Below are 22,897 nucleotides of genomic sequence, written 5' to 3' on the forward strand. Positions count from 1 at the left end.
TTCTAGGTCTTACTTCTTGCCTTCAGAAGCTTGCATTGCAAGAACCGTATCCAGCATTCGGTTCGCAAAGCCCCATTCATTATCACACCACACTAGCATTTTAACTAAGTGGCCGTTGCTCACTCGCGTTTGTGAACCATCAACGATTGCGCTATGGGGATCGTGATTAAAGTCGATGGAAACGAGCGGCGCTTCAGTATAGTCAACTATATTGTGTAATGTACACTGGGATGCATTAACAATGGTTTGATTTACGTCATTAACTTTCACATTTGCATTAATTGTGACACTTAAATCCATCGCTGTTACGTTTACCGTCGGCACACGCACAGATATAGCTTCAAATTTGTTGGAAAATTTCGGGAAGATTCTTTCAATACCTTTATGCAACTTGGTATCGACAGGAATGATCGATTGGCTTGCTGCTCGAGTACGACGCAAATCGCTGTGGTACGCATCGATAACTTGTTGATCATTCATTGAAGAGTGAATAGTCGTAATCGTACCGGACTCGATACCAAAGGCGTCATCAAGAACCTTAATGATAGGGACAATACAGTTGGTGGTGCACGAACCATTGGAAACGATTTGGTGGTCCGCTTCGATGGTATCGTGGTTCACACCATAGATAATGGTGTTATCGAGGTCATTGGCACCGGGGTGAGAAAACAGTACCTTTTTCGCCCCTGCAGCAATGTGCGCGAGGCCGTCATCTCGGCAACCATAAACACCGGTACAATCGAGAACGATATCCACCTCAAGGTCACGCCAAGGCAACAGCTCAATATCAGCAAGATGTAAGATACGAATGGTATCAAACTCACCCTTGTCTTCAGCACCAATGCCATGATGGACATAAATGTGCTCTTGATCGTTAGAGATTTTCTTACCGAAGCGGCCGTGACTGGTGTCGTACTGCAATAGGTGAGCCATAGCGTCAGGCTGAGCAAGCTCATTGACCGCTACTACTTTGATTTGTTGGCTTTTGCCACTTTCATAGACAGCGCGCAATACATTACGCCCTATTCGTCCAAATCCATTTATCGCGACTTTTAGCATAGTTCCGTACATCTAACCAAAATTTCGTGCAACAGATGATAACTGAATCCTACCCAAAAGGCATTACTTGAATAACTCAGCTTGTTCATGACAGATTGATCTGTTGCTTATAGAGATGAGTCTAGGAGAAACAAATCCCAGAGACAAAAAACCGAGCTCAGCGCTCGGTTTTTTATTCATTTCATTGTTAGCACTAAGCTAGCAATCAATGATTAAGCAAGAAGCTCTTTCGCGGTGTTTACTACGTTTTCAGTAGTGAAACCGAACATCTTGAATAGCTCACCTGCTGGTGCAGATTCGCCGAACGTTGTCATACCGATGATCTTGCCACCGAAACCAACGTACTTGTACCAGAAGTCAGCGATGCCAGCTTCTACTGCGATACGAGCAGTAACGTCAGATGGAAGTACAGACTCACGGTATTCAGCATCTTGCTTGTCGAACGCGTCAGTTGCAGGCATAGATACTACGCGTACTGCTTTACCTTCAGCGGTTAACTGTGCAGCAGCTTCAACAGCAAGCTCAACTTCAGAACCTGTTGCAATGATGATTAGCTCAGGCTTGCCTTCACAATCTTTCAGGATGTAACCACCCTTAGCGATGTTAGCTACTTGCTCAGCATTACGATCTTGTTGTGCAAGGTTTTGACGAGAGAAGATTAAAGATGAAGGACCATCTTTACGCTCAATAGCCAGTTTCCAAGCAACAGCAGACTCAACTTGGTCACATGGGCGCCATGTGCTCATGTTTGGCGTTAGACGTAGAGAAGCGATCTGTTCAACCGGTTGGTGAGTAGGACCATCTTCGCCTAAGCCGATAGAGTCGTGCGTGTAAACTTGGATGTTCTGAACTTTCATCAGAGCAGCCATACGCATTGCGTTACGCGCGTATTCCATGAACATTAGGAACGTTGCGCCGTATGGTACGAAACCACCGTGCAGAGCGATGCCGTTCATGATAGCCGTCATACCGAATTCACGTACACCGTAGTGGATGTAGTTACCAGAGAAGTCAGTTGCTTCAAGAGACTTAGAGCCAGACCACATAGTTAGGTTGGAAGGCGCTAGGTCAGCAGAGCCGCCCATGAATTCTGGAAGCATTTGACCAAACGCTTCTAGAGCATTTTGAGATGCTTTACGTGAAGCAATGTTTGCAGGGTTAGCTTGAAGATCAGCAATGATTGCGTTTGCTTTCTCTTCCCATTGTGCTGGAAGTTCACCGTTAGTACGACGTTTGAATTCTGCTGCTAGCTCTGGGTAAGCCGCTGCGTATGCGTCAAACTTAGCATTCCACGCCGCTTCTTTTGCTGCGCCCGCTTCTTTCGCATTCCACTCAGCTGCGATATCTGCTGGGATTTCGAAAGGACCGTGTTCCCAACCAAGTGCTGCTTTAGTTGCTGTAATTTCATCAGCACCTAGTGGAGCGCCATGGCAGTCGTGCGTACCAGCTTTGTTTGGAGAACCAAAACCGATGATAGTTTTAGTACAGATAAGCGTTGGACGAGGGTCTGCTTTAGCTGCTTCGATAGCTGCATTGATTGCTTCCGGATCGTGACCGTCTACTGCTGGGATTACGTGCCAGCCGTATGCTTCAAAACGCTTAGGAGTATCGTCAGAGAACCAACCTTCCACTTCACCATCGATAGAGATACCGTTGTCATCCCAGAAAGCAACTAGCTTACCAAGACCTAGCGTACCAGCTAGTGAACATGCTTCGTGAGAGATACCTTCCATCAGACAGCCATCACCCATGAATGCATAAGTGTAGTGGTCTACGATGTCGTGGCCTTCTTTGTTGAACTGTGCCGCCAGTGCTTTCTCAGCCATTGCCATACCAACAGCGTTAGTGATGCCTTGACCTAGAGGACCAGTCGTTGTTTCGATACCAGGAGCGTAGCCGTACTCAGGGTGACCTGGAGTCTTAGAGTGCAGTTGACGGAAGTTTTTCAGGTCTTCAATTGAAAGCTCGTAACCTGCAAGGTGAAGCAGAGAATAAATCAACATTGAACCATGGCCGTTAGACAGAATAAAACGGTCGCGGTCAGCCCATTCTGGGTTTGCTGGGTTGTGGTTCAAGTGGCCACGCCAAAGAACCTCAGCGATGTCAGCCATGCCCATAGGTGCGCCTGGGTGGCCTGAATTTGCTTGTTGAACACCGTCCATGCTAAGTGCGCGGATTGCATTGGCTAGATCTTTACGAGAAGGCATGTCTGCTCCTGGATACATAAGCGATTTAAAAAAGAGATAATTGCTAAAGTTTTCATTTTTATTAGCGCGGGTATTCTCTCAAACGACTATTGCGACTGCAAACGTTTTACTGGCATTTTAACAGTCATTTTTCGCAATTTTCGAACATTTACATCACTTGGCAGTGGCTTATCTCGATCGATACGCAAACGATTAGTTATGACATATCATAAAAAAGAGCTTGTAATTCGACCGCTGGAATTTAGAATAGCCGTCTAGATGTAGAAACACCTACAAAATATACTGTATTTAATGGCGGCGCTTCCTAGCTTGCGACGCCATAAACTATTTACACCAAAACTAAAAGTGGAGCTCTCATGGCTAAGCACCTATTCACTTCTGAATCTGTTTCAGAAGGCCATCCAGATAAAATTGCAGACCAAATCTCTGATGCTGTTCTTGATGCCATCTTGGAACAAGATCCAAAAGCACGTGTTGCTTGTGAGACTTACGTTAAAACCGGCATGGTTATGGTTGGCGGTGAAGTAACAACGTCTGCATGGGTTGATATCGAAGAAATCACTCGTGAAACAGTACGTGAAATTGGTTACGTTCATTCTGATATGGGCTTTGACGCTGACTCTTGTGCTGTTCTAAACACAATTGGTAAGCAGTCTCCAGACATCAACCAAGGTGTTGATAAAGAAGACCCTAAAGAGCAAGGCGCAGGCGACCAAGGCATCATGTTTGGTTACGCGACTAACGAAACACCAATCCTAATGCCGGCTCCAATTACTTACTCTCACCTTCTTGTTAAGAAGCAAGCTGAAGTACGTAAGAGCGGTAAACTTGACTTCCTTCGCCCTGATGCGAAATCTCAAGTTACGTTCCAATACGACCAAGGTAAAATCGTTGGTATCGACGCTGTTGTTCTTTCGACTCAACACTGCGATTCAGTAACAACACCGGATCTACGTGAAGCAGTAATGGAAGAGATCATCAAACCAGTACTTCCTGCTGAGTGGATCAACAAAGACACTAACTTCTTCATCAACCCAACAGGCCGTTTCGTAATCGGTGGCCCAATGGGTGACTGTGGTCTAACAGGTCGTAAGATCATCGTTGATACCTACGGCGGCGCAGCTCGTCACGGTGGCGGTGCATTCTCTGGTAAAGATCCATCAAAAGTTGACCGTTCTGCAGCTTACGCGGCTCGTTACGTTGCGAAAAACATCGTTGCTGCTGGCATGGCTGACCGTTGTGAGATTCAACTGTCTTACGCTATCGGTGTTGCTGATCCAACATCTATCATGGTTGAAACGTTTGGTACTGAAAAAGTAGCTCACGAAATTATCATTGAAGCAGTTCGTCAAAACTTCGACCTACGTCCATACGGTCTTCAAGAGATGTTGAACCTTCTTCAGCCTATCTACAAGCAGACTGCTGCATACGGCCACTTCGGTCGTGAAGAGTTCCCTTGGGAAGCGACTGACAAAGCAGTAATCCTTGCGGACTTCGCTGGCCTAAAATAATTTAGCCACTGCGATTTGTTTCTTTAAAGCCCTTACTTCTTAGTAAGGGCTTTATTTTTATGTACTTACCTTACTTTCACTCGCCATTCTCTTCTCTAATGCCCTTCTTTACCGTTAACCACTTAGTATAAAAAACCGCTGATAATTTGTGTTTTCTAACACTACTGACAATAGTTAAGGTAACTCCTAAGAGATCAAGCTCACATTTAACTTAAATTAATTCAGCCTGATAACGCTCGTTAAATGCACGCTAGAACAAAAACTGGGATGACAAAGAGCAATTTAGCTCAACACCATAACTCTCACACAAGCCACATCGATGAGCCTTATGGAATTATAACTAGGACGTTATTTAACTAGGGGGATCTATGCCTCGTACCGCGCACCCATCCGAACTGAACGATAAAAAACACAAGGTCAGCGATAAGGATTACGCTCGCACCATTCCTTGTAACCAAATCAGTATTTCCGCACCCTTTCATTGGTTGTCGCTTGCTCTGCATGACTTAGTAAGAATGCCATTAATCAGCGCATTCTACGGTTTGTGCTTTATGGGAGCGGCAATCGCCATTGTTCAGCTTGTCCAATGGCAAGGAACACACTTGGTCGTAATGCCAAGCCTGATCGTGTACATGCTAATAGGGCCGTTTCTTGCTCTGGGCTTGTATGACGCAGCTTGGGAAAGAGAAAAAGGCCATAACGCCAGCCTACTGCACTCAATGAAAGCCATCACTCGCAACTCGACCCACCAATGGGCCTTTGCGATTGTGTTGATGGTTGCGATGATATTCTGGATGCGTATCGCTGCGTTATTGCACGCGCTCTACCCTTCAGTGCAAGGCGCACCATTGGCTGAGTTCGCTCCCTTCTTAATTACGGGTTCTGTGATTGGTTTTGTCATCGCAAGCCTCATATTTAGCATCTCAGCATTTTCAATTCCGTTAATGATGGAGAGACGCGTTGATGTGATGAGTGCAATTTTCACTAGCTTTAATGCCGTGAAATCGAACATTCCTGCAATGGTGGTTTGGGCAAGTATTATTTGTGCCGGTATTCTGGTGGGTTTTGCCACCTACGGCATCGGAATGATCGTCACCATGCCGCTACTTGGTTATGGTACATGGCACGCTTATCACGAGATCATTAAGAAAAAACATCACGTGTAAAGCATCGCTAGATCAAAAAGCAATGTTATGATGAGGCCTTGGCTTAAACGCTGAGGTCTTTTATTTGGAGTTAACAACGTTTGTCTTACACCCCGCAACAACATCGAGCAAATAAGAAATTGGCCGAGTGCCTAGCTATCGCAAATCAACATTTCTCTCGTGAATTTCCACACCCAACTATCACCTTCAAGTTAAGAGGTAAAGCAGCGGGAAAGGCCTACCTTCAGCTCAACGAAATTAAGCTCAACCACGTACTATTTTCTGAAAATGAAGACGCCTTCATCAACGAAGTTGTGCCGCATGAGCTCGCACACCTAATCACGCATCAGGTTTTCGGACGTGTTAGGCCTCACGGAAACGAGTGGAAATACGTGATGGAAAAGGTATTCAACGTTCCAGCCAAAACAACTCACAGCTTTGAAATAGCTTCAGTTCAAGGGAAAACCTTTGAATATCGATGTGAGTGCACCACTTACCCATTATCAATCAGACGACACAATAAAGTGCTTCGAAATCAATCGACCTATCGCTGCCAGCTGTGCAATCAAACCTTATCCTTCACAGGCACACAGCTCAGCTAAAGTCCTAGACTCGCACCTATTCGATTTGGTAACCCCATCCTTTTTATTTCAGAAAGCAACACTCGATTAAGTTGATGATAGAAATGTAATGGAGAAACTCATCCTTTGAGTGCTAGACTGATGTTTATCATACTTTTATCAGTCTTTTTCTATGCAAAAACTCACCATCAAAGCATTTGGCCTACCTGTGTCTTTTTACTTAACAATAGTATTTGGCCTACTGGTAACCCAAAGCGTTCTCGCCGCACCACCGAGCTCATTTTCCAAAGCAAAAAGAGAAGCGGTGAAGATTTACCTCGACCATCCGACTTCATTTTATTGCGGCTGTGACATTACTTGGAAGGACAAAAAGAAAGGCATTCCCGACCTTGATGGCTGTGGCTATCAAGTCCGAAAACAACAAAAGCGGGCGAGTCGAATTGAGTGGGAACACGTGGTTCCAGCTTGGCAATTTGGCCACCAGCGTCAGTGTTGGCAAGATGGTGGGCGCAAGAACTGCACTCGCAATGACAAAATATTCAAATCCATGGAAGCCGACCTTCACAACCTAACTCCGGCCATTGGCGAGGTTAACGGTGATCGCTCCAACTACAACTTCAGTCAGTGGAATGGCATGGATGGTGTGAGCTATGGTCAGTGTGAAATGCAGGTCAACTTCAAGCAGCGTAAAGTTATGCCGCCAGACAGAGCAAAAGGCTCTATCGCGCGTACTTACCTTTACATGAGCCAAGAGTATGGTTTCAAACTATCTAAGCAACAGACCAACCTAATGATGGCGTGGAACAAGCAATTTCCTGTCGACAAGTGGGAATGTACTCGTGATGAGCGAATCTATGCCATCCAAGGTAATCACAACCCATTTGTTTACCCTGCTTGTAAATAACGTCGCTCGTACAATCAACATTCCTAACTATCTCAAACAAGAGTTTCAGAATTGCCCCTGAAACTCTTGCTCTACCCTTGTTTTTTCAACTAAAAGCATCCATGTTAGGCAGAGACAAAATACCCAAATGAACATATTTATAGGTTTACCAGCATGAGAATCCCTCGTATTCATCACCCAGAACGCATTCATCAGTTAGGTTCACTCGCTTTAGGCGAAGATGCCGCGGGTCATGTTGGTCGTGTCCTTCGCATGAAAGAAGGCCAAGAAGTCCTTCTATTTGATGGCAGTGGCGCTGAATTCCCTGCGACGATAGCCGAAGTATCAAAGAAAAATGTCACCGTTAATGTTTCTGAACGCATCGAACGCAGCAGCGAATCTCCGTTAGACTTACATTTAGGCCAAGTGATTTCACGTGGCGACAAAATGGAGTTCACGATTCAGAAATCGGTTGAGCTTGGTGTGAACACCATTACCCCTTTAATTTCAGAGCGCTGTGGCGTTAAGCTTGATACAAAACGCTTCGAGAAAAAACTCGCACAGTGGCAAAAGATTGCTATCGCGGCGTGTGAACAGTGTGGCCGCAATACGGTTCCAGTCATTCGCCCTATCATGCAACTTGAAGAGTGGTGTAGCGAACCGAGTGAAGCATTAAAGCTGAACTTACATCCTCGTGCAAAATACTCAATTAATACCCTTCCAGAACCTATCAGTAAGGTACGCCTATTGATCGGCCCTGAAGGTGGCTTGTCGGCTGAAGAAATCGACATGACAGAACAATACAAATTTGAAGAGACGCTACTCGGCCCACGTGTACTTCGTACCGAAACAGCAGCTCTAACCGCAATTACTGCCTTACAAGTCCGTTTTGGCGATCTAGGCTAGGAGAAAAAAATGATCAAACTTGGCATCGTAATGGATCCAATTTCATCCATTAACATCAAAAAAGACTCTAGCTTTGCCATGATGCTTGAAGCTCAGCGTCGTGGTTACGAAATCCATTACATGGAAATGGATGATCTACATTTAGATCAAGGCGTAGCCATTGCTGACACTAAGGTTGTTGAACTAAAAGAAGATCCAAACGGTTGGTACGAGTTCAAATCAGAACAGACTATCGCGCTATCTGATTTAGATGCAGTATTGATGCGTAAAGATCCTCCGTTTGATACTGAATACATTTACGCGACCTACATTCTTGAGCGTGCTGAAGAGAACGGCGCACTGATCGTCAACAAACCACAAAGCCTACGTGACTGTAACGAGAAGTTGTTCACGGCATGGTTCCCTGAACTGACACCGACCACCATCGTGACTCGTAAAGCTGAAAAAATTAAAGCGTTCCGAGAAGAACACGGCGACGTGATTCTAAAACCACTTGATGGCATGGGCGGCGCGTCTATCTTCCGTGTGAAAGAAGGCGATCCAAACGTATCAGTTATTATTGAAACCTTGACCAACCACGGTCAGAACTACGCAATGGCACAAACTTTTGTTCCAGACATCAGCAATGGTGATAAGCGTATTCTTGTGGTTGACGGTGAGCCAATGCCTTACTGTCTAGCGCGTATTCCTGCAAAAGGGGAAACTCGAGGTAACCTTGCTGCTGGCGGTACAGGTGAAGCTCGTCCTCTAAGTGAAACAGACTGGGCTATCGCAAGAGCAGTTGCTCCAGCACTGAAAGAGAAAGGCTTAATCTTTGTTGGGCTTGATGTTATCGGCGACAAGCTGACTGAAATTAACGTGACTAGCCCTACTTGTATCCGTGAAATTGAAGCCGCTTTTGATATTTCAGTTACAGGTAAATTAATGGATGCAATTGAGCGTCGCGTTAACGCTAAATAGCCTAAACTAAAGAAAGCCTTAGCTATTCGAAAACACAGAAATATCTAGGCAAAGAACAATGAGCGGCTTTACGCCGCTCTTTTTCCTTTACTGGGAACACACTGGCAGGAGGCTCTATGAATTTAACGAACCACTTTCTGGTTGCTATGCCCGGAATGAAAGACCCATACTTTCAAAATTCGGTGATTTACCTTTGTGAGCACAATGACGAAGGCGCGATGGGTTTGATGATCAACGCCCCTATTGATGTCACTGTCGGTAGCATGCTTAAGCAAGTTGAGGTTGATTCTGATCAGCCAAAACCCAACCAAGCAAGTCTTGATAAGCCTGTATTGAATGGTGGACCGGTCGCAGAAGACCGTGGGTTTATTTTGCACAAACCTAAAGGCAACTATCAATCCAGTATCAGCATGACGGATCAAATCTCAGTGACAACCTCAAAAGATATCTTGATGGTGTTGGGCACAGAAGATGAGCCGATGAATTATTTAGTCGCACTTGGGTATGCAGGATGGGAACCCGGACAACTGGAAACAGAACTGACCGAGAACTCATGGTTAACCGTTGAAGCCGATCCGAAGGTCATCTTCGATACACCGATTTCTGACCGCTGGAAAGTCGCTGTACAGATGTTAGGCATTAATGCAGCTCAGCTTTCAGCAGACGCTGGTCACGCCTAGCTCAAATCAACTAAGTAAAATAAACAGACACTCTCAAACACAGATAAATTTGGAAACCCCATGTCACGAACAATTATGGCATTTGACTACGGTACAAAAAGTATCGGTAGTGCGATAGGACAAGAAATCACGGGCACCGCAAGCCCTCTAAAAGCTTTTAAAGCCAAAGATGGCATCCCAAATTGGGACGATATCGAAAAGCAAATTAAGGAGTGGCAGCCGAATCTTATCGTGGTTGGTCTTCCTACCGATCTTCATGGTAAAGATCTAGCCGCGATTACACCAAGGGCGAAGAAGTTTGCCAATCGCCTAAAAGGGCGCTTTGGTGTCGATGTTGAACTGCATGATGAAAGACTTTCTACGACAGAAGCAAGGGCCGACCTTTTTGAAATGGGCGGCTACAAAGCACTAAGTAAAGGTAATGTCGATAACCAGTCTGCAGTCGTCATTTTAGAGAGCTGGTTTGAAGCACAATATTCATAACGAAAATTAAGAGCTCAAAGATTAAACTCCTTTGTGATCCTATAATGATATTACGGCGTAATGTCGAAGCAATTCATTATTAGGTAAGTGGGAGTTCACATGAAAATTTTTCTAGCAATCTTCGTAGCTCTAGCAATATCAGCATGCAGTTCGACAAGCTCCAATAATGCAGGTTATATGAATCATACTTCGACTGACGCAGACGTAATCAGCGAGCCTAAGAACAAGAAGCGTTGATAATACAGACGCAGTCGAACGATGAATATGATGAACGCCTGATTTTAACCTAGAATCAAATCAGGCGTTTTTTATCACCCCATATCTATCTTCACACCAGCCAACGCCCCAGTTCCGTAGTCGTCATCACCACGTCTAGTTTTGAGCATTAAGCGCAAGTCATTAGCAGAATCGGCACTGTGGAACGCATCCTCTTCGCTGATCTTGCCTGCTATCACTAAATCATACAAAGCTTGGTCAAAGGTCTGCATACCTATCTCTTTCGATTTAGCCATGGTTGCTTTCAGTTCGTGCAGTTCACCACGACGAATCAAGTCAGAAACACGAGGGCTATTCAGCAGAATCTCGAATACACCATGACGCCCGCTGCCATTCTTGTCGCGAATGAGTTGCTGAGCGACGACACCACGCAGGTTCATCGATAGGTCAAACAAGAACTGTTCTTTCTGCTCTTTCGGCACCAAATGAAGAATACGCTCTAGCGCTTGGTTAGCGTTATTGGCGTGCAAGGTTGCCATACACAAGTGACCCGTTTCAGCAAAGGTCATCGCGTATTCCATGGTCTCACGGCTACGGATTTCGCCAATCAAGATCATGTCTGGTGCTTGGCGTAGCGAGTTCTTAAGCGCGACTTCATAGCTCTCGGTGTCGAGTCCAACTTCACGCTGTGTCACGATGCACTTTTTATGTTCATGCACAAATTCAATCGGGTCTTCAACCGTCAAGATATGTCCCGAGCGATTGGTGTTGCGATAGCCTGTCATTGCAGCCATTGAGGTCGACTTACCAGAGCCTGTCGCACCAACCACCAGCACAAGTCCGCGCTTAGCTATTGATAGGTCCTGTAGTACATCAGGAAGCTTTAGTTGCTCAAAGGTTGGGATGTTAGTCTCGATACGTCGAATGACCGCTCCAGGTAGCTCTCGCTGAAAGAATGCACTGACACGAAAACGACCAAAGTCACGCACGATGGCAAAATTAGCCTCACGCGTTTGCTGATATTCATCACGTCGGTCTTGTTCCATCATCGCATCAAGTAATTGAGCAACTTGAGCCGCATTCAGCTTCTCTCCTTGGGGGCGTAATTCACCATCCACACGAAACAGGATTGGCGCATCGACAGTGATATAGAGATCCGATGCCTTTTGAGAAAGCATTCCCTCAAGGATTTGATTCAATTCCATTATGTACACCTTAATTAAAACATTGAGGTTTCAATTTCGATCTTTTTCTCGACCTCTTCCGAATCAACCAAGCCCTGCGCCATCAGCTGCTTCGCATTTTGTTCCATGGTCTGCATGCCGTGCGCTGCGCCCGTTTGAATGATCGAGTACATCTGCGCAACCTTATCTTCACGAATCAAGTTTCTGATCGCAGGTGTTGCCATCATGATTTCATGACACGCCACACGACCACCACCAACACGCTTTAGCAGCTTCTGGGCTATCACCGAGCGCAGTGATTCAGACAACATCGAACGAACCATATCTTTATCGCTACCTGGGAACACATCGATAATACGGTCGATCGTTTTAGCCGCAGAACTGGTGTGCAGAGTACCAAAGACCAAGTGACCCGTTTCTGCTGCGGTTAACGCTAAGCTAATCGTCTCTTGGTCACGAAGTTCACCAACCAGAATCACGTCTGGGTCTTCACGTAAGGCACTGCGCAGTGCCGCTTTAAAACTGTGAGTATCACGGTGAACTTCACGCTGGTTGACTAGGCATTTATTATTGGTGTGAACGAATTCAATCGGGTCTTCAATCGTCAGAATATGCTTATTGTGGTTGCGATTTACGTAATCAACCATCGCCGCAAGAGTCGTTGATTTACCAGAGCCAGTTGGACCAGTGACGAGCACTAACCCTTTTTCGTAGTTAGCAATCCTTTCGAAGATCTCAGGTGCACCTAACTGATCTAAAGTCGGGATTTCGACAGGGATAGTTCGAAAGACAGCTGAGCAGCCACGGGCTTGGTTAAACGCATTAACACGAAAGCGACCAACATTGGGTAATTCAAAAGAGAAGTCGACTTCCAGTTTTTCCTCAAATTCACCGCGCTGCGAGTCGCTCATGATCTCAAAAACCAAACGGTGCACATCAGCATGACTCAAAGCTGGTATTCCAAGCTTCCTTACTTCACCATCTATACGTACCATTGGAGATACACCCGCAGAAAGATGTAGATCTGACGCGTTATGCTTTACACTAAAATCTAGTAACTCAGTGATATCCATTTATTTTCCCTTAAGTAAAGTCAGCTATGAGTAGTATTCAACAAAATATCGAACAAATCACCTCACAGATTCGTAGTGCTGAGCAAAAGTGCGGACGAGCTCCAGAGTCCGTGCAACTTTTAGCCGTCAGCAAAACTAAACCTAATGATGCGATTCTAGAAGCCGCACTCGGAGGCCAAATTGCCTTTGGTGAAAACTATGTTCAAGAAGGTGTCGATAAAGTAAAACACTTTTCAGAACAACATTCTAACCTAAATTTGGAATGGCACTTTATTGGTCCAATCCAGTCAAATAAAACTCGCCCTATCGCAGAAAGCTTCGCATGGGTACACTCCATCGATCGCGATAAGATCGCTCAGAGACTGAATGACCAACGTCCAAACGAGCTTCCACCTTTGCAAGTGTTAATTCAAGTAAACACCAGTGGTGAAGCGTCCAAGTCTGGCACATCTGAAGAGTCAGTTTTTGCACTGGCAGAGTTGATTTCCTCACTGCCCAACCTCACTTTAAGAGGGTTGATGTCGATTCCTGCAAACGTATCTGACTATCAATCTCAGCTTAATGCATTTTCTCAACTGGCAGAGCTTAAAGACAAGCTAGCCGCGAAGTATTCAGACATTGATACCCTTTCGATGGGGATGAGTGGTGATATGGATGCAGCAGTTGAGGCTGGCAGCACAATGGTTCGTATTGGAACAGCTATTTTCGGCGCTCGTGATTACGCGAAATAGCCGTAGTAAGTAACGACAAGTACAAGTATTGATACCGCTTCGCCTTATCCGCGCAGCGACACGCTCAGGATTTTATATATGGTACATAAGAACATCGCCTTTATTGGGGCGGGAAACATGGTTCGCTCAATTGTAGCTGGCTTAGTTGCTAGTGGTTACCCAGCGCAAAAGATTACTGCGACAGCACCTTCAGAAACCAGAAGGCTGCCGTTAGAACAAGAATACGGCATCAATACCACCAGCGATAATATTGCAGCAGCTGAAAAAGCAGACGTTGTTGTGTTATCCGTGAAGCCACAAATGATGGCTGATGTATGTAAACCCTTACAAGATATCGACTTCAGCAACAAACTGGTTATCTCAATTGCCGCGGGTATTAATGCGAATCGACTTAATGAGATGTTAAACTGCCAACTGAACCTTGTTCGTGTGATGCCAAACACGCCATCACTGCTTGGTAAAGGGATGAGTGGTCTTTATGCCGATGCAACTGTCAGCCAAGATGATAAAGACTTTGCTTCTCAGCTGATGCAAGCTGTTGGTGAAGTAAGTTGGGTTGAACAAGAGTCTGGAATCAACAACATCATTGCGGCGGCGGGTAGCGCTCCGGCTTACTTCTTCCTGTTTATGGAAGCGATGCAAGCTGAAGCAATCAAGCAAGGTTTTGACCAAGAAACCGCTCGTAAGCTAGTGCAGCAGTCTGCATTAGGCGCGGCAGAGATGGTGGTAGCAAACCAAGATACTGAATTATCAACACTGCGTGAACAAGTGACATCCAAAGGCGGCACGACCGCAGAAGCACTACGCACGTTTAACGAACATCAACTATCAGACATCGTAGCAAAAGCCATGCAAGCGGCGGTTGCTCGAGCTGAAGAGATGGAAAAACTGTTTTAGTACCAATCAAGGTAAACAAGCATTTTGCCGCTCTGGTTATATCTAAGCGACAAGTAAATCCGAAAAAGGAAACAATATGAACTCGATGAGCTTTCTGATCTCGACCGTTTTTGATCTTTACATCATGGTTGTGATCTTGCGTATCTGGCTACAAGCATCACGTGCAGATTTCTACAACCCATTCTCACAATTCATCGTAAAAGCGACACAACCGGTTGTTGCCCCACTACGCCGAGTTATTCCATCAATCGGCAGCCTTGATCTAGCGACCGTTGTTTTCGCTTATGTGCTGTGTGTACTTAAGTTCGTTGCTCTAAACCTGATTATCTCTGGCGGCGCTGCCGTTTTCGATATCAGCTTCCTGATCTTTGGTGCACTATCTTTGCTAAAAGCGGCGGGTGGTTTGATCTTCTGGGTTCTACTTATCCGTGCAATCCTTAGCTGGGTAAGCCAAGGTCGTAGTCCAATCGAGTACGTATTCCATCAACTGACTGAGCCAATGCTAATGCCTATCCGCCGTATCCTACCGGATATGGGTGGCTTCGACTTAAGCGTTCTGGTTCTGTTCATTGTTCTTCAGTTTGCGAACTTCCTAATGGGTGACATGATTGGTCCTATTTGGTATCAGCTATAATTCAAGTACGAACATCAGGTACTTTGACGATGCCAAAAGCGGTTTGGGTCGAGGGAGACGATATTCTTCTTAGACTCTATATCCAACCCAAAGCAAGCCGAGACAAAATTGTTGGCTTGCATGGTGAGGAACTCAAAATTGCCATCACCGCTCCCCCGGTAGATGGCAAAGCCAATGCCCACTTAGCGAAATACCTTGCGAAACAATTTAAGGTCGCTAAAGGGCAAATTAAAATTGAAAAGGGAGAGCTCGGCCGGCACAAACAAGTTCGAATATGCTCGCCAAGCCAAATCCCCACTGAAGTCAAAGCCATCCTATGATGGCTTTTTGCTATTTATTGGAGTCATTATGCGTCTATGGATTACAGCACTACTTACCGCTCTTGTTGCCCTACCAAGCTCAGCAGGACAATTTAAAAACATTAAGGATGTCGAGGTTCACTACTCAGCTTTTAACTCAACATTTTTAACGGCTCAAGTCGCTAAGCAATATAAACTTAAGCGAAATGGCTACTCAGCGATTCTGAACATCAGCGTGCTAGACAAAGCTTCCCTTGGCAAACCAGCAACAACCGCTAAAATCACGGGAACAGCCAAGAACCTTGTGGGCAATACTCGCACACTTAACTTCCGCGAGATAAAGGAAGGTGATGCGATTTATTACCTAGCTGAGTTCCCTGTAACACACGAAGAAAACATCACTTTTGATATTGATGTTAACGCAGGTTTGAAAGGCACAGGCCTACTGCGATTCACACAAAAATTCTATATAGAAGAGTAGGTTCAGCCTTCACTTTTCTGTTCATCAACTTATTAGAGCAACATCCCCATGAGTAAGATTGTTTTAGCCACAGGCAACCAAGGTAAAGTTCGCGAGATGGCAGGTATTCTGTCTGAGTTTGGTTTTGACGTTGTCGCACAAAGTGAGTTTAACGTTTCAGAAGTCGCTGAGACAGGAACAACTTTCATTGAAAATGCCATCATCAAAGCTCGCCATGCTGCCAAAGAGACAGGGCTGCCAGCCATTGCTGACGACTCCGGTTTAGAGGTTGATTTCCTTAAGGGCGCGCCAGGTATCTACTCTGCACGTTACTCAGGTGAAGGTGCTACCGATAAGCAGAACATCGAAAAGCTGCTTGATGCCATGCAAGGTGTTGAGGTAGCAAAGCGTACTGCTCGTTTCCACTGTGTATTGGTGCTAATGCGTCACGAAAATGATCCAACACCATTGGTATGTCATGGTAAGTGGGAAGGACAAATTCTGACTGAAGAACACGGCGAAAATGGCTTTGGCTACGATCCTGTATTCTTTGTTCCAGAAGAGAACTGTGCATCTGCCGAGCTTGACCCTTCACGCAAAAAGCAACTATCACACCGTGGTAAAGCCCTTGCGTCACTATTCAAAGCACTCAAAGAGCAAGATCAGTAATGCACAATGCAGCACTCGTTCCACCAGCTCTTAGCCTTTATGTACACATCCCGTGGTGTGTACAAAAGTGTCCGTATTGTGATTTCAACTCACACGCGTTGAAAACCGAGATCCCAGAAAAAGAGTACATCGATGCACTGCTAGAAGATCTTGATACTGATATCGAAAAATATCAGCTAAATGGCATACCTCGCCCACTGCATTCGATCTTTATTGGTGGCGGTACCCCAAGCCTGTTTTCTCCTGAAGGAATTGGCCGATTGTTACAAGGCATTGAACAGCGCATCCCGTTCAAACCTGAAATAGAAATCACCATGGAAGCCAACCCGGGAACTATCGAAGCTGAGCGTTTTGCAGGTTACCAAAAGGCAGGCATTACTCGAATCTCGGTGGGTGTGCAAAGTTTTGAGCAAGAGAAACTGGAAAGACTTGGGCGTATTCATGGTCAAGATGAAGCGGTAAATGCTGCTCATTTAGCGCATAAGATTGGATTGAATAGTTTCAATTTAGACTTAATGCACGGCTTACCCGAACAGAGTATTGAACAAGCGTTGGCTGATTTGGATAAAGCGATAGAACTCGACCCTCCGCACTTATCTTGGTATCAGCTAACAATAGAACCTAACACCATGTTCTATTACAAAACACCAACGCTGCCTGATGATGATGACCTTTGGGATATCTTCGACCTAGGCCATAAGAAGCTCGCAGACGCAGGGTATGTGCAGTACGAAATTTCAGGCTACAGCAAGCCGGGATATCAGTGCCAACATAACCTCAACTACTGGCGCTTTGGTGACTATCTAGGTATTGGCTGTGGCTCTCATGGCAAGCTGAGCTTTACAGATGGACGCATTGTTCGTACCACTAAGGTTAAGCACCCTAGAGGCTATCTAGCTGCGTACCAAAACATGGTAAAACCTTATCTATCAGATGAATTTGAAGTGCCGAATGAAGACCGCCCTTTTGAATTTTTCATGAACCGCTTTAGGTTAATGGAAGCATGTCCAAAGCAGGATTTCATTGATACGACAGGGCTTGGTTTTGACTCGATTCAAAAAACGATTGAATGGGCAAAAGAGCTAGGCTACTTGAAGGAAACCGACACTCACTGGCAGATCACTGAAAAAGGAAAGCTGTTTCTCAATGATCTGTTAGAAGCCTTTATGGCAGAAGAAGACGAGTAGTTCGAGATTCGAGATTCGAGATTCGAGATTCGAGATTCGAGATTCGAGAAGCATTGCGTAAGGGTTGGCTTTAGGGTCAACCCTTTTTGTTTTATAGCCCTCTCTCGGAGCGAAGCGTTCTATAGGACAACGTCCGTGCTCGAATCTTTCTCTTAGAAAATAGAACGACCAATTCGCTCTGAAAGCAACTCTAGAGCCTTAGTACCTGCGAGCGAGTTGCCAGAAGGATCAAGCTCTGGAGACCACACCGCAATCGTCATTTCGCCAGGAACGATAGCAATAATACCGCCACCAACGCCCGATTTTCCTGGCATACCAACACGGTAGGCAAACTCACCAGCCCCATCGTACAAGCCACACGTCGCAAGCAAAGCATTCAACTGCTTGGTTTGAACTGGCGTGATGATCTCTTTCTTGGTTTGAACCGACACGCCTTTGTTTGCTAAATAGCTAAAGGTTTTTGCCAAATCCACACACGTCATTTTAAGCGCACAAGCGTGGAAGTAGTTATTCAGAACTGGGATAACATCATTCTCAAAATTACCAAATGAACGCATCAAATAAGCAATGGCCGCATTACGATCGCTGTGCATCATTTCTGAAGCCGCTACCACCTTGTCATACACAATATGAGTATCACCCGATAACTGACGCACAAACTCTAACAAGCGGTGCCTAGGCGCAGACAAGCGGCTTTGTAGTAGGTCTGCAACGACAATTGCCCCCGCATTGATGAACGGGTTGCGGGGAATACCATACTCCATCTCAAGCTGAATCATCGAGTTAAAGGCTTGACCAGAAGGCTCTTTGCCTACTCTTTGCCAAATCTCTTCAGGCTTATATAGCACCATAGCTAGCGTCAGGCTCAAGGCTTTAGAAATAGATTGCACAGAAAATGCTTCTTCAGCATCGCCTGCTTTAATCACCTCACCTTCATTGGTGTATACCGCGATCGCCAGTTTCTGGTTCGATACGCGAGCCAGTGCAGGGATATAATCAGCGACCTTTCCCTGTCCAATTAAAGGACGAACTTCGTCTAAGATCTCGGCCAAAATAGCTTGAGTTGGTTTCATGTGCGCTTACTTCTATATTGTTATTTTTGTAGGGGTGTAACATATACCAATCGTAGTAAATAACTGCTCACTCTAGCTTGTTAAAATGCTCGATAACTGCGTTAGAATTTTTGATTGTAGAGTAACTACTTATCGAAAAATGCTGCCTTGTTCTCAAGCCTTTTTCCTACGCTATTTCTGATCACTTACTTACTGTGATTGGTATTACTTTCTGTCGTTAAGCCTTTACTGAAATAAAAGCCTAAGGACAAAAAAGCCAACATTACAATAATGTTGGCTTTAATCAATCCCATAAAGTGTAGGGGTTAAACCCTAAGTCGGATTACCCTTCACTTAATTTGATTCGAAGTTACTTAGTACGCTTGAACTTAATGTCCCAAACACCATGACCTAAACGGTGGCCACGAGCTTCAAACTTAGTTAGCGGGCGCTCATCCGGACGAGGGATGTAATCACCATCTTCAGCGATGTTTTCGAAGCCTGGAGCTACGTTCATCACTTCAATCATATGTTCTGCGTAGTTTTCCCAGTCTGTTGCCATGTGGAAAACACCAGTATCAAGTTGAAGCTTGCCGCGAACCATCTCTGCAAACTCAGCCTTAACGATACGACGTTTATGGTGACGAGCTTTGTGCCATGGGTCAGGGAAGAACAGTTGCAGAGTATGCAGGCTGCTATCTGGGATCATGTGTTCAAATACTTCTACAGCATCGTGACACATTACACGCAGGTTAGTTACGCCAGCATCGCGAGCTGTACCTAAACACGCACCAACACCCGGGCTATGAACTTCAATACCTAAGAAGTTTTTCTCAGGTGCGTTCTTTGCCATTTCAACCAGTGATGCACCCATACCGAAGCCAATCTCTAGTACAACCGGGTTATCGTTGCCAAATACTTCTTTCCAGTTAAGAAGCTCTGGGTTGTAGTCGATACCCATTGTTGGCCAACATTCATTCATCGCGTTCTCTTGGCCTTTTGTTAAGCGGCCTTCGCGGCGAACAAAGCTACGGATCTTACGAACCAGTTTGCCGTCTTCAGTATATTCGTTAGTGGTCACTTCACTCATTGATTTTTGCCTGCACATTGATTAATCAAAGCGGGGATTATCCAAAGAATTGCCTCCGGTGCAAGTCTTTCCGTGGATAAATTCCCACACAATTTGTCTGTTTTACATCCAACGTTAAGTGTGGTGCAATTTCGCTTCTAATAATAGCAAAGCATAGAGCATGTCGTGACTCCTTTCGCAACCGCCATATTAAAGTGGTATGACGCCTACGGGCGTAAAGAATTGCCTTGGCAACAAAACAAAACCGCCTACACCGTTTGGCTATCTGAAATCATGCTTCAGCAGACTCAGGTTGCTACGGTGATTCCATACTACCAACGCTTCTTAGAACGCTTTCCAACGGTTATCGACCTAGCGAACGCCGAACAAGATGAGGTACTCCACTTATGGACAGGGCTTGGTTATTACGCACGAGCTCGCAATCTACATAAAGCAGCCAAGATCGTTGCTGAGCAATATGGTGGTGAATTTCCGCTGTCTATCGAAGAGATGAACGCGCTACCGGGGATTGGTCGCTCAACAGCAGCAGCCGTCTTATCATCGGTTCATAAACTTCCTCATGCGATTCTTGATGGCAATGTAAAACGAACGCTTGCGAGAAGTTTTGCCGTTGAAGGTTGGCCGGGGCAAAAGAAAGTCGAAAACCAGCTTTGGGAACACGCCGAAGCACATACTCCGAATAAAGATGTCGATAAGTACAACCAAGCAATGATGGACATGGGTGCCATGGTTTGTACCCGTAGCAAGCCTAAGTGCACCTTGTGCCCGATTGAAAGCATGTGTGAGGCCAAGAAGCTCGATAGACAGCTCGACTTCCCTGGCAAAAAGCCTAAGAAAGAAAAGCCAGTAAAAGACACATGGTTTGTGATTCTGTATCACGACAACCAAGTGTGGCTCGAACAGCGCCCTCAATCTGGTATCTGGGGCGGATTGTTTTGTTTCCCTCAAAATGAAAACGCAGAGATCGAACATCAACTAGATCTTCGTTCGATCAAAGACACTCAAACCAATTCGATCAAGACCATGATTGCGTTTAGACACACTTTCAGCCACTACCACTTAGATATCACGCCAGTATTAGTGAAATTAGATAAACAACCAGATTTGATAATGGAAGGGGCTAAAGGTCTCTGGTATAACTTATCAAAACCGGAAGAAATTGGCCTAGCCGCTCCTGTAAAGCAGCTTATTGAGAGCCTACCCTTTGAACTGAACGACGACGTTTGAATCAACGAACGCGATAAGAGGAACCACTATGAGCCGCACTGTATTTTGTGCTCGCCTTCAAAAAGATGCTGAAGGCCTAGATTTTCAACTTTACCCAGGTGACTTAGGTAAGCGTATCTTTGACAACGTGTCTAAAGAAGCTTGGGGACAATGGCAAAGCAAGCAAACTATGCTTATCAATGAAAAGAAGCTAAACATGATGGATCCTGAGCATCGTAAACTTCTTGAAACTGAGATGGTTAACTTCCTTTTTGAAGGTAAAGATGTCGTAATTGATGGCTATACTCCACCAAGCGAATAAGACATTTATTTAAGCAATTTTTAATGACATCATGGTTAACGCTGCGATGTCATTTTTGTATGAGGAACTATGAAAAAGCTAAGTTACTTCCTAACAGCCATGTTATTAACTGGCTGCAGCCGTGAATTTGTCGAAAGCATTTATGATGTCAATTACGAGCCAACCAACCGGTTTGTGAAGAATTTAGCTGAGCTACCCGGACAATTTGAAAAAGATACCGGGGCGCTAGATTCATTAATAGATAGCTTTTCAGGCAACATTCAAAAACGTTGGGGTAGCAGTGAAATCAAGATGGCAGGTAAGAGTAACTATGTGAAATACATAGATAATTACTTAAGTCGTTCAGAAGTGAATTTTAGCCAAGGCCTCATAACGGTGGAAACGGTTTCCTCTACCGAACCGAAAAAACACCTCAAAAATGCGATCATGACGACCCTTTTGACGCCAGATGATCCGGCGCATGTCGATCTATTCTCTTCTAAAAGCATCAAGCTAGAAGGCAAACCTTTCCTCTATAATCAGGTCGTAGACCAAGAAAAAAAGCCCATTCAATGGACTTGGCGAGCGAACCAGTTTGCGGATTACCTGATCGCGAATAACCTAAAAACCAAAGAAGTCGACTTTAAAAAAGCCTACTACGTTGAAATCCCAATGGTGGCCGACCACGCTAGCCAGCGTAGTTATCAATATGCCGACATCGTTCGACGAGCGTCTCAGCGTTATGACATCCCTGAAGATTTAATCTACGCTATCATCAAGACAGAGAGTAGCTTCAACCCGTACGCCGTAAGCTGGGCTAATGCTTATGGTCTTATGCAGGTGGTACCTAAAACCGCTGGTCGAGATGTATTTGAACACGTCAAAAAGAAACCTGGTGAACCAAGCCCTGAGTACTTATTCAATCCAGAAAACAACATTGATGCTGGCACCGCATACTTTTACATCCTTAAAAATCGTTATTTGAAAGACGTAAAAAACCCATTAACGCTTGAATACAGTATGATTTCAGCCTATAACGGCGGTACTGGTGGCGTACTCAATACCTTCAGTAAGGACAGAAAGCGAGCAATGCAAGACTTAAACTCGCTGCAACCGAGCCAAGCCTACTGGGCGCTTACCAAGAAGCATCCAAATAAAGAGTCGCGCCGATACCTCGAAAAAGTAACGCAATTCAAAAAAGAATTTAACCAAGGTAAAACATAACCCTCACTTTTGAATAAAAAAACAACGAACGAACGGTTTTTTTAGTTATTTTCAAAAAAGGAGTTGACGGTTATGCAGAAAATCCGTTTAATAGCGCTCCGTTGCCCGGATAGCTCAGTCGGTAGAGCAGAGGATTGAAAATCCTCGTGTCGGTGGTTCGATTCCGCCTCCGGGCACCACAATTTGATTTGTTGGTGTCAACACTCTTTAACAGGGAGTAACAACACGGACAAAAGCATAAAGAATTTAGTGTGCCGAC

25 protein-coding genes and 1 tRNA gene are annotated in these 22,897 nt (G+C 45.1%); 20 read left to right on the forward strand and 6 right to left on the reverse strand.

Annotated features, from left to right (window positions below; translation table 11 throughout):
* Window positions 1-9 precede the first annotated feature (9 nt).
* Window positions 10-1,059, reverse strand: coding sequence for an erythrose-4-phosphate dehydrogenase (epd, locus tag AB4482_RS19015; protein ID WP_032545627.1), 1,050 nt, complete (start codon window positions 1,057-1,059; stop codon window positions 10-12).
* Window positions 1,060-1,271: 212 nt separating this feature from the next.
* Complete coding sequence (gene tkt / locus AB4482_RS19020) at window positions 1,272-3,266, reverse strand: transketolase (protein WP_102394120.1); 1,995 nt, start codon at window positions 3,264-3,266, stop codon at window positions 1,272-1,274.
* A 356-nt stretch (window positions 3,267-3,622) separates the two neighbouring features.
* Between tkt and metK the strand changes: the two genes are divergently transcribed.
* The 9 genes from metK to AB4482_RS19065 all read left to right on the forward strand — a co-directional run bounded on the left by metK (window position 3,623) and on the right by AB4482_RS19065 (window position 10,652).
* A complete protein-coding gene (gene metK, locus AB4482_RS19025; RefSeq protein WP_136981609.1) occupies window positions 3,623-4,777 on the forward strand; it encodes a methionine adenosyltransferase in 1,155 nt (384 codons plus the stop codon).
* A 368-nt stretch (window positions 4,778-5,145) separates the two neighbouring features.
* Window positions 5,146-5,943 (forward strand): DUF2189 domain-containing protein, encoded by a 798-nt coding sequence (locus AB4482_RS19030; protein WP_017067802.1) that lies wholly within the window; start codon window positions 5,146-5,148, stop codon window positions 5,941-5,943.
* 80 nt (window positions 5,944-6,023) lie between these two features.
* Window positions 6,024-6,524: a SprT family zinc-dependent metalloprotease gene (locus tag AB4482_RS19035; protein ID WP_017067801.1), complete on the forward strand. Its 501-nt coding sequence runs from the start codon at window positions 6,024-6,026 to the stop codon at window positions 6,522-6,524.
* Between the two features lie 151 nt (window positions 6,525-6,675).
* Window positions 6,676-7,407 (forward strand): endonuclease, encoded by a 732-nt coding sequence (locus AB4482_RS19040; RefSeq protein WP_136981608.1) that lies wholly within the window; start codon window positions 6,676-6,678, stop codon window positions 7,405-7,407.
* Between the two features lie 153 nt (window positions 7,408-7,560).
* The gene (rsmE, locus tag AB4482_RS19045; RefSeq protein ID WP_136981607.1) at window positions 7,561-8,292 is read left to right on the forward strand and encodes a 16S rRNA (uracil(1498)-N(3))-methyltransferase; all 732 of its coding nucleotides are present in this window, start codon (window positions 7,561-7,563) and stop codon (window positions 8,290-8,292) included.
* Between the two features lie 9 nt (window positions 8,293-8,301).
* Complete coding sequence (gene gshB, locus AB4482_RS19050; protein ID WP_004735482.1) at window positions 8,302-9,252, forward strand: glutathione synthase; 951 nt, start codon at window positions 8,302-8,304, stop codon at window positions 9,250-9,252.
* Between the two features lie 116 nt (window positions 9,253-9,368).
* Window positions 9,369-9,932: a YqgE/AlgH family protein gene (locus tag AB4482_RS19055; protein ID WP_017062239.1), complete on the forward strand. Its 564-nt coding sequence runs from the start codon at window positions 9,369-9,371 to the stop codon at window positions 9,930-9,932.
* A 60-nt stretch (window positions 9,933-9,992) separates the two neighbouring features.
* Entirely contained in the window at window positions 9,993-10,415 is a 423-nt protein-coding gene (ruvX, locus tag AB4482_RS19060; protein ID WP_004735480.1) for a Holliday junction resolvase RuvX, read from the forward strand.
* A 99-nt stretch (window positions 10,416-10,514) separates the two neighbouring features.
* The gene (locus AB4482_RS19065) at window positions 10,515-10,652 is read left to right on the forward strand and encodes a hypothetical protein (RefSeq protein WP_170791814.1); all 138 of its coding nucleotides are present in this window, start codon (window positions 10,515-10,517) and stop codon (window positions 10,650-10,652) included.
* Between the two features lie 74 nt (window positions 10,653-10,726).
* Here AB4482_RS19065 and AB4482_RS19070 read toward each other — a convergent pair whose 3' ends face one another.
* Together AB4482_RS19070 and AB4482_RS19075 are read right to left on the reverse strand one after the other, a co-directional pair.
* Entirely contained in the window at window positions 10,727-11,836 is a 1,110-nt protein-coding gene (locus AB4482_RS19070; protein ID WP_017062241.1) for a PilT/PilU family type 4a pilus ATPase, read from the reverse strand.
* A 14-nt stretch (window positions 11,837-11,850) separates the two neighbouring features.
* The gene (locus AB4482_RS19075) at window positions 11,851-12,888 is read right to left on the reverse strand and encodes a type IV pilus twitching motility protein PilT (protein WP_017062242.1); all 1,038 of its coding nucleotides are present in this window, start codon (window positions 12,886-12,888) and stop codon (window positions 11,851-11,853) included.
* A 26-nt stretch (window positions 12,889-12,914) separates the two neighbouring features.
* Here AB4482_RS19075 and AB4482_RS19080 point away from each other — a divergent pair, with 26 nt between their 5' ends.
* The 7 genes from AB4482_RS19080 (at window position 12,915) to hemW (ending at window position 17,765) form a co-directional block, all read left to right on the forward strand.
* Window positions 12,915-13,619, forward strand: coding sequence for a YggS family pyridoxal phosphate-dependent enzyme (locus AB4482_RS19080; protein ID WP_136981606.1), 705 nt, complete (start codon window positions 12,915-12,917; stop codon window positions 13,617-13,619).
* 78 nt (window positions 13,620-13,697) lie between these two features.
* The gene (gene proC, locus AB4482_RS19085; RefSeq protein WP_017063196.1) at window positions 13,698-14,516 is read left to right on the forward strand and encodes a pyrroline-5-carboxylate reductase; all 819 of its coding nucleotides are present in this window, start codon (window positions 13,698-13,700) and stop codon (window positions 14,514-14,516) included.
* Window positions 14,517-14,592: 76 nt separating this feature from the next.
* The gene (locus AB4482_RS19090) at window positions 14,593-15,150 is read left to right on the forward strand and encodes a YggT family protein (RefSeq protein WP_010435653.1); all 558 of its coding nucleotides are present in this window, start codon (window positions 14,593-14,595) and stop codon (window positions 15,148-15,150) included.
* 29 nt (window positions 15,151-15,179) lie between these two features.
* The gene (gene yggU / locus AB4482_RS19095; RefSeq protein WP_008223603.1) at window positions 15,180-15,470 is read left to right on the forward strand and encodes a DUF167 family protein YggU; all 291 of its coding nucleotides are present in this window, start codon (window positions 15,180-15,182) and stop codon (window positions 15,468-15,470) included.
* A 28-nt stretch (window positions 15,471-15,498) separates the two neighbouring features.
* On the forward strand, window positions 15,499-15,930 hold the full coding sequence (locus tag AB4482_RS19100) for a DUF4426 domain-containing protein (RefSeq protein ID WP_372128434.1): 432 nt from the start codon (window positions 15,499-15,501) through the stop codon (window positions 15,928-15,930).
* A gap of 48 nt (window positions 15,931-15,978) precedes the next feature.
* A complete protein-coding gene (locus AB4482_RS19105; RefSeq protein WP_061032410.1) occupies window positions 15,979-16,578 on the forward strand; it encodes an XTP/dITP diphosphatase in 600 nt (199 codons plus the stop codon).
* Window positions 16,578-17,765 carry a radical SAM family heme chaperone HemW gene (gene hemW, locus AB4482_RS19110; protein ID WP_372128433.1) on the forward strand — a complete coding sequence of 396 codons (1,188 nt, stop codon included), beginning with the start codon at window positions 16,578-16,580 and terminating at the stop codon, window positions 17,763-17,765. The genes AB4482_RS19105 and hemW overlap by 1 nt, the downstream gene beginning before the upstream one ends.
* Before the next feature lie 152 nt (window positions 17,766-17,917).
* Here the strand turns inward: hemW and glsB are convergent, their stop codons facing one another.
* Together glsB and trmB are read right to left on the reverse strand one after the other, a co-directional pair.
* A complete protein-coding gene (gene glsB / locus AB4482_RS19115) occupies window positions 17,918-18,838 on the reverse strand; it encodes a glutaminase B (RefSeq protein WP_017062249.1) in 921 nt (306 codons plus the stop codon).
* Window positions 18,839-19,187: 349 nt separating this feature from the next.
* On the reverse strand, window positions 19,188-19,907 hold the full coding sequence (gene trmB, locus AB4482_RS19120; RefSeq protein WP_017062250.1) for a tRNA (guanosine(46)-N7)-methyltransferase TrmB: 720 nt from the start codon (window positions 19,905-19,907) through the stop codon (window positions 19,188-19,190).
* Window positions 19,908-20,072: 165 nt separating this feature from the next.
* Between trmB and mutY the strand changes: the two genes are divergently transcribed.
* The 4 genes from mutY (at window position 20,073) to AB4482_RS19140 (ending at window position 22,817) form a co-directional block, all read left to right on the forward strand.
* A complete protein-coding gene (gene mutY / locus AB4482_RS19125; RefSeq protein WP_065584120.1) occupies window positions 20,073-21,134 on the forward strand; it encodes an A/G-specific adenine glycosylase in 1,062 nt (353 codons plus the stop codon).
* A gap of 28 nt (window positions 21,135-21,162) precedes the next feature.
* On the forward strand, window positions 21,163-21,435 hold the full coding sequence (locus AB4482_RS19130) for an oxidative damage protection protein (protein WP_010435637.1): 273 nt from the start codon (window positions 21,163-21,165) through the stop codon (window positions 21,433-21,435).
* A gap of 69 nt (window positions 21,436-21,504) precedes the next feature.
* Entirely contained in the window at window positions 21,505-22,638 is a 1,134-nt protein-coding gene (gene mltC, locus AB4482_RS19135; RefSeq protein ID WP_017062252.1) for a membrane-bound lytic murein transglycosylase MltC, read from the forward strand.
* Window positions 22,639-22,741: 103 nt separating this feature from the next.
* A tRNA-Phe gene (locus tag AB4482_RS19140) sits at window positions 22,742-22,817 on the forward strand.
* Window positions 22,818-22,897: the final 80 nt, after the last annotated feature.

Origin of the sequence: Vibrio sp. 10N.222.55.C7, from assembly GCF_041473335.1 — a bacterium.
GTDB lineage: Bacteria > Pseudomonadota > Gammaproteobacteria > Enterobacterales > Vibrionaceae > Vibrio > Vibrio crassostreae_C.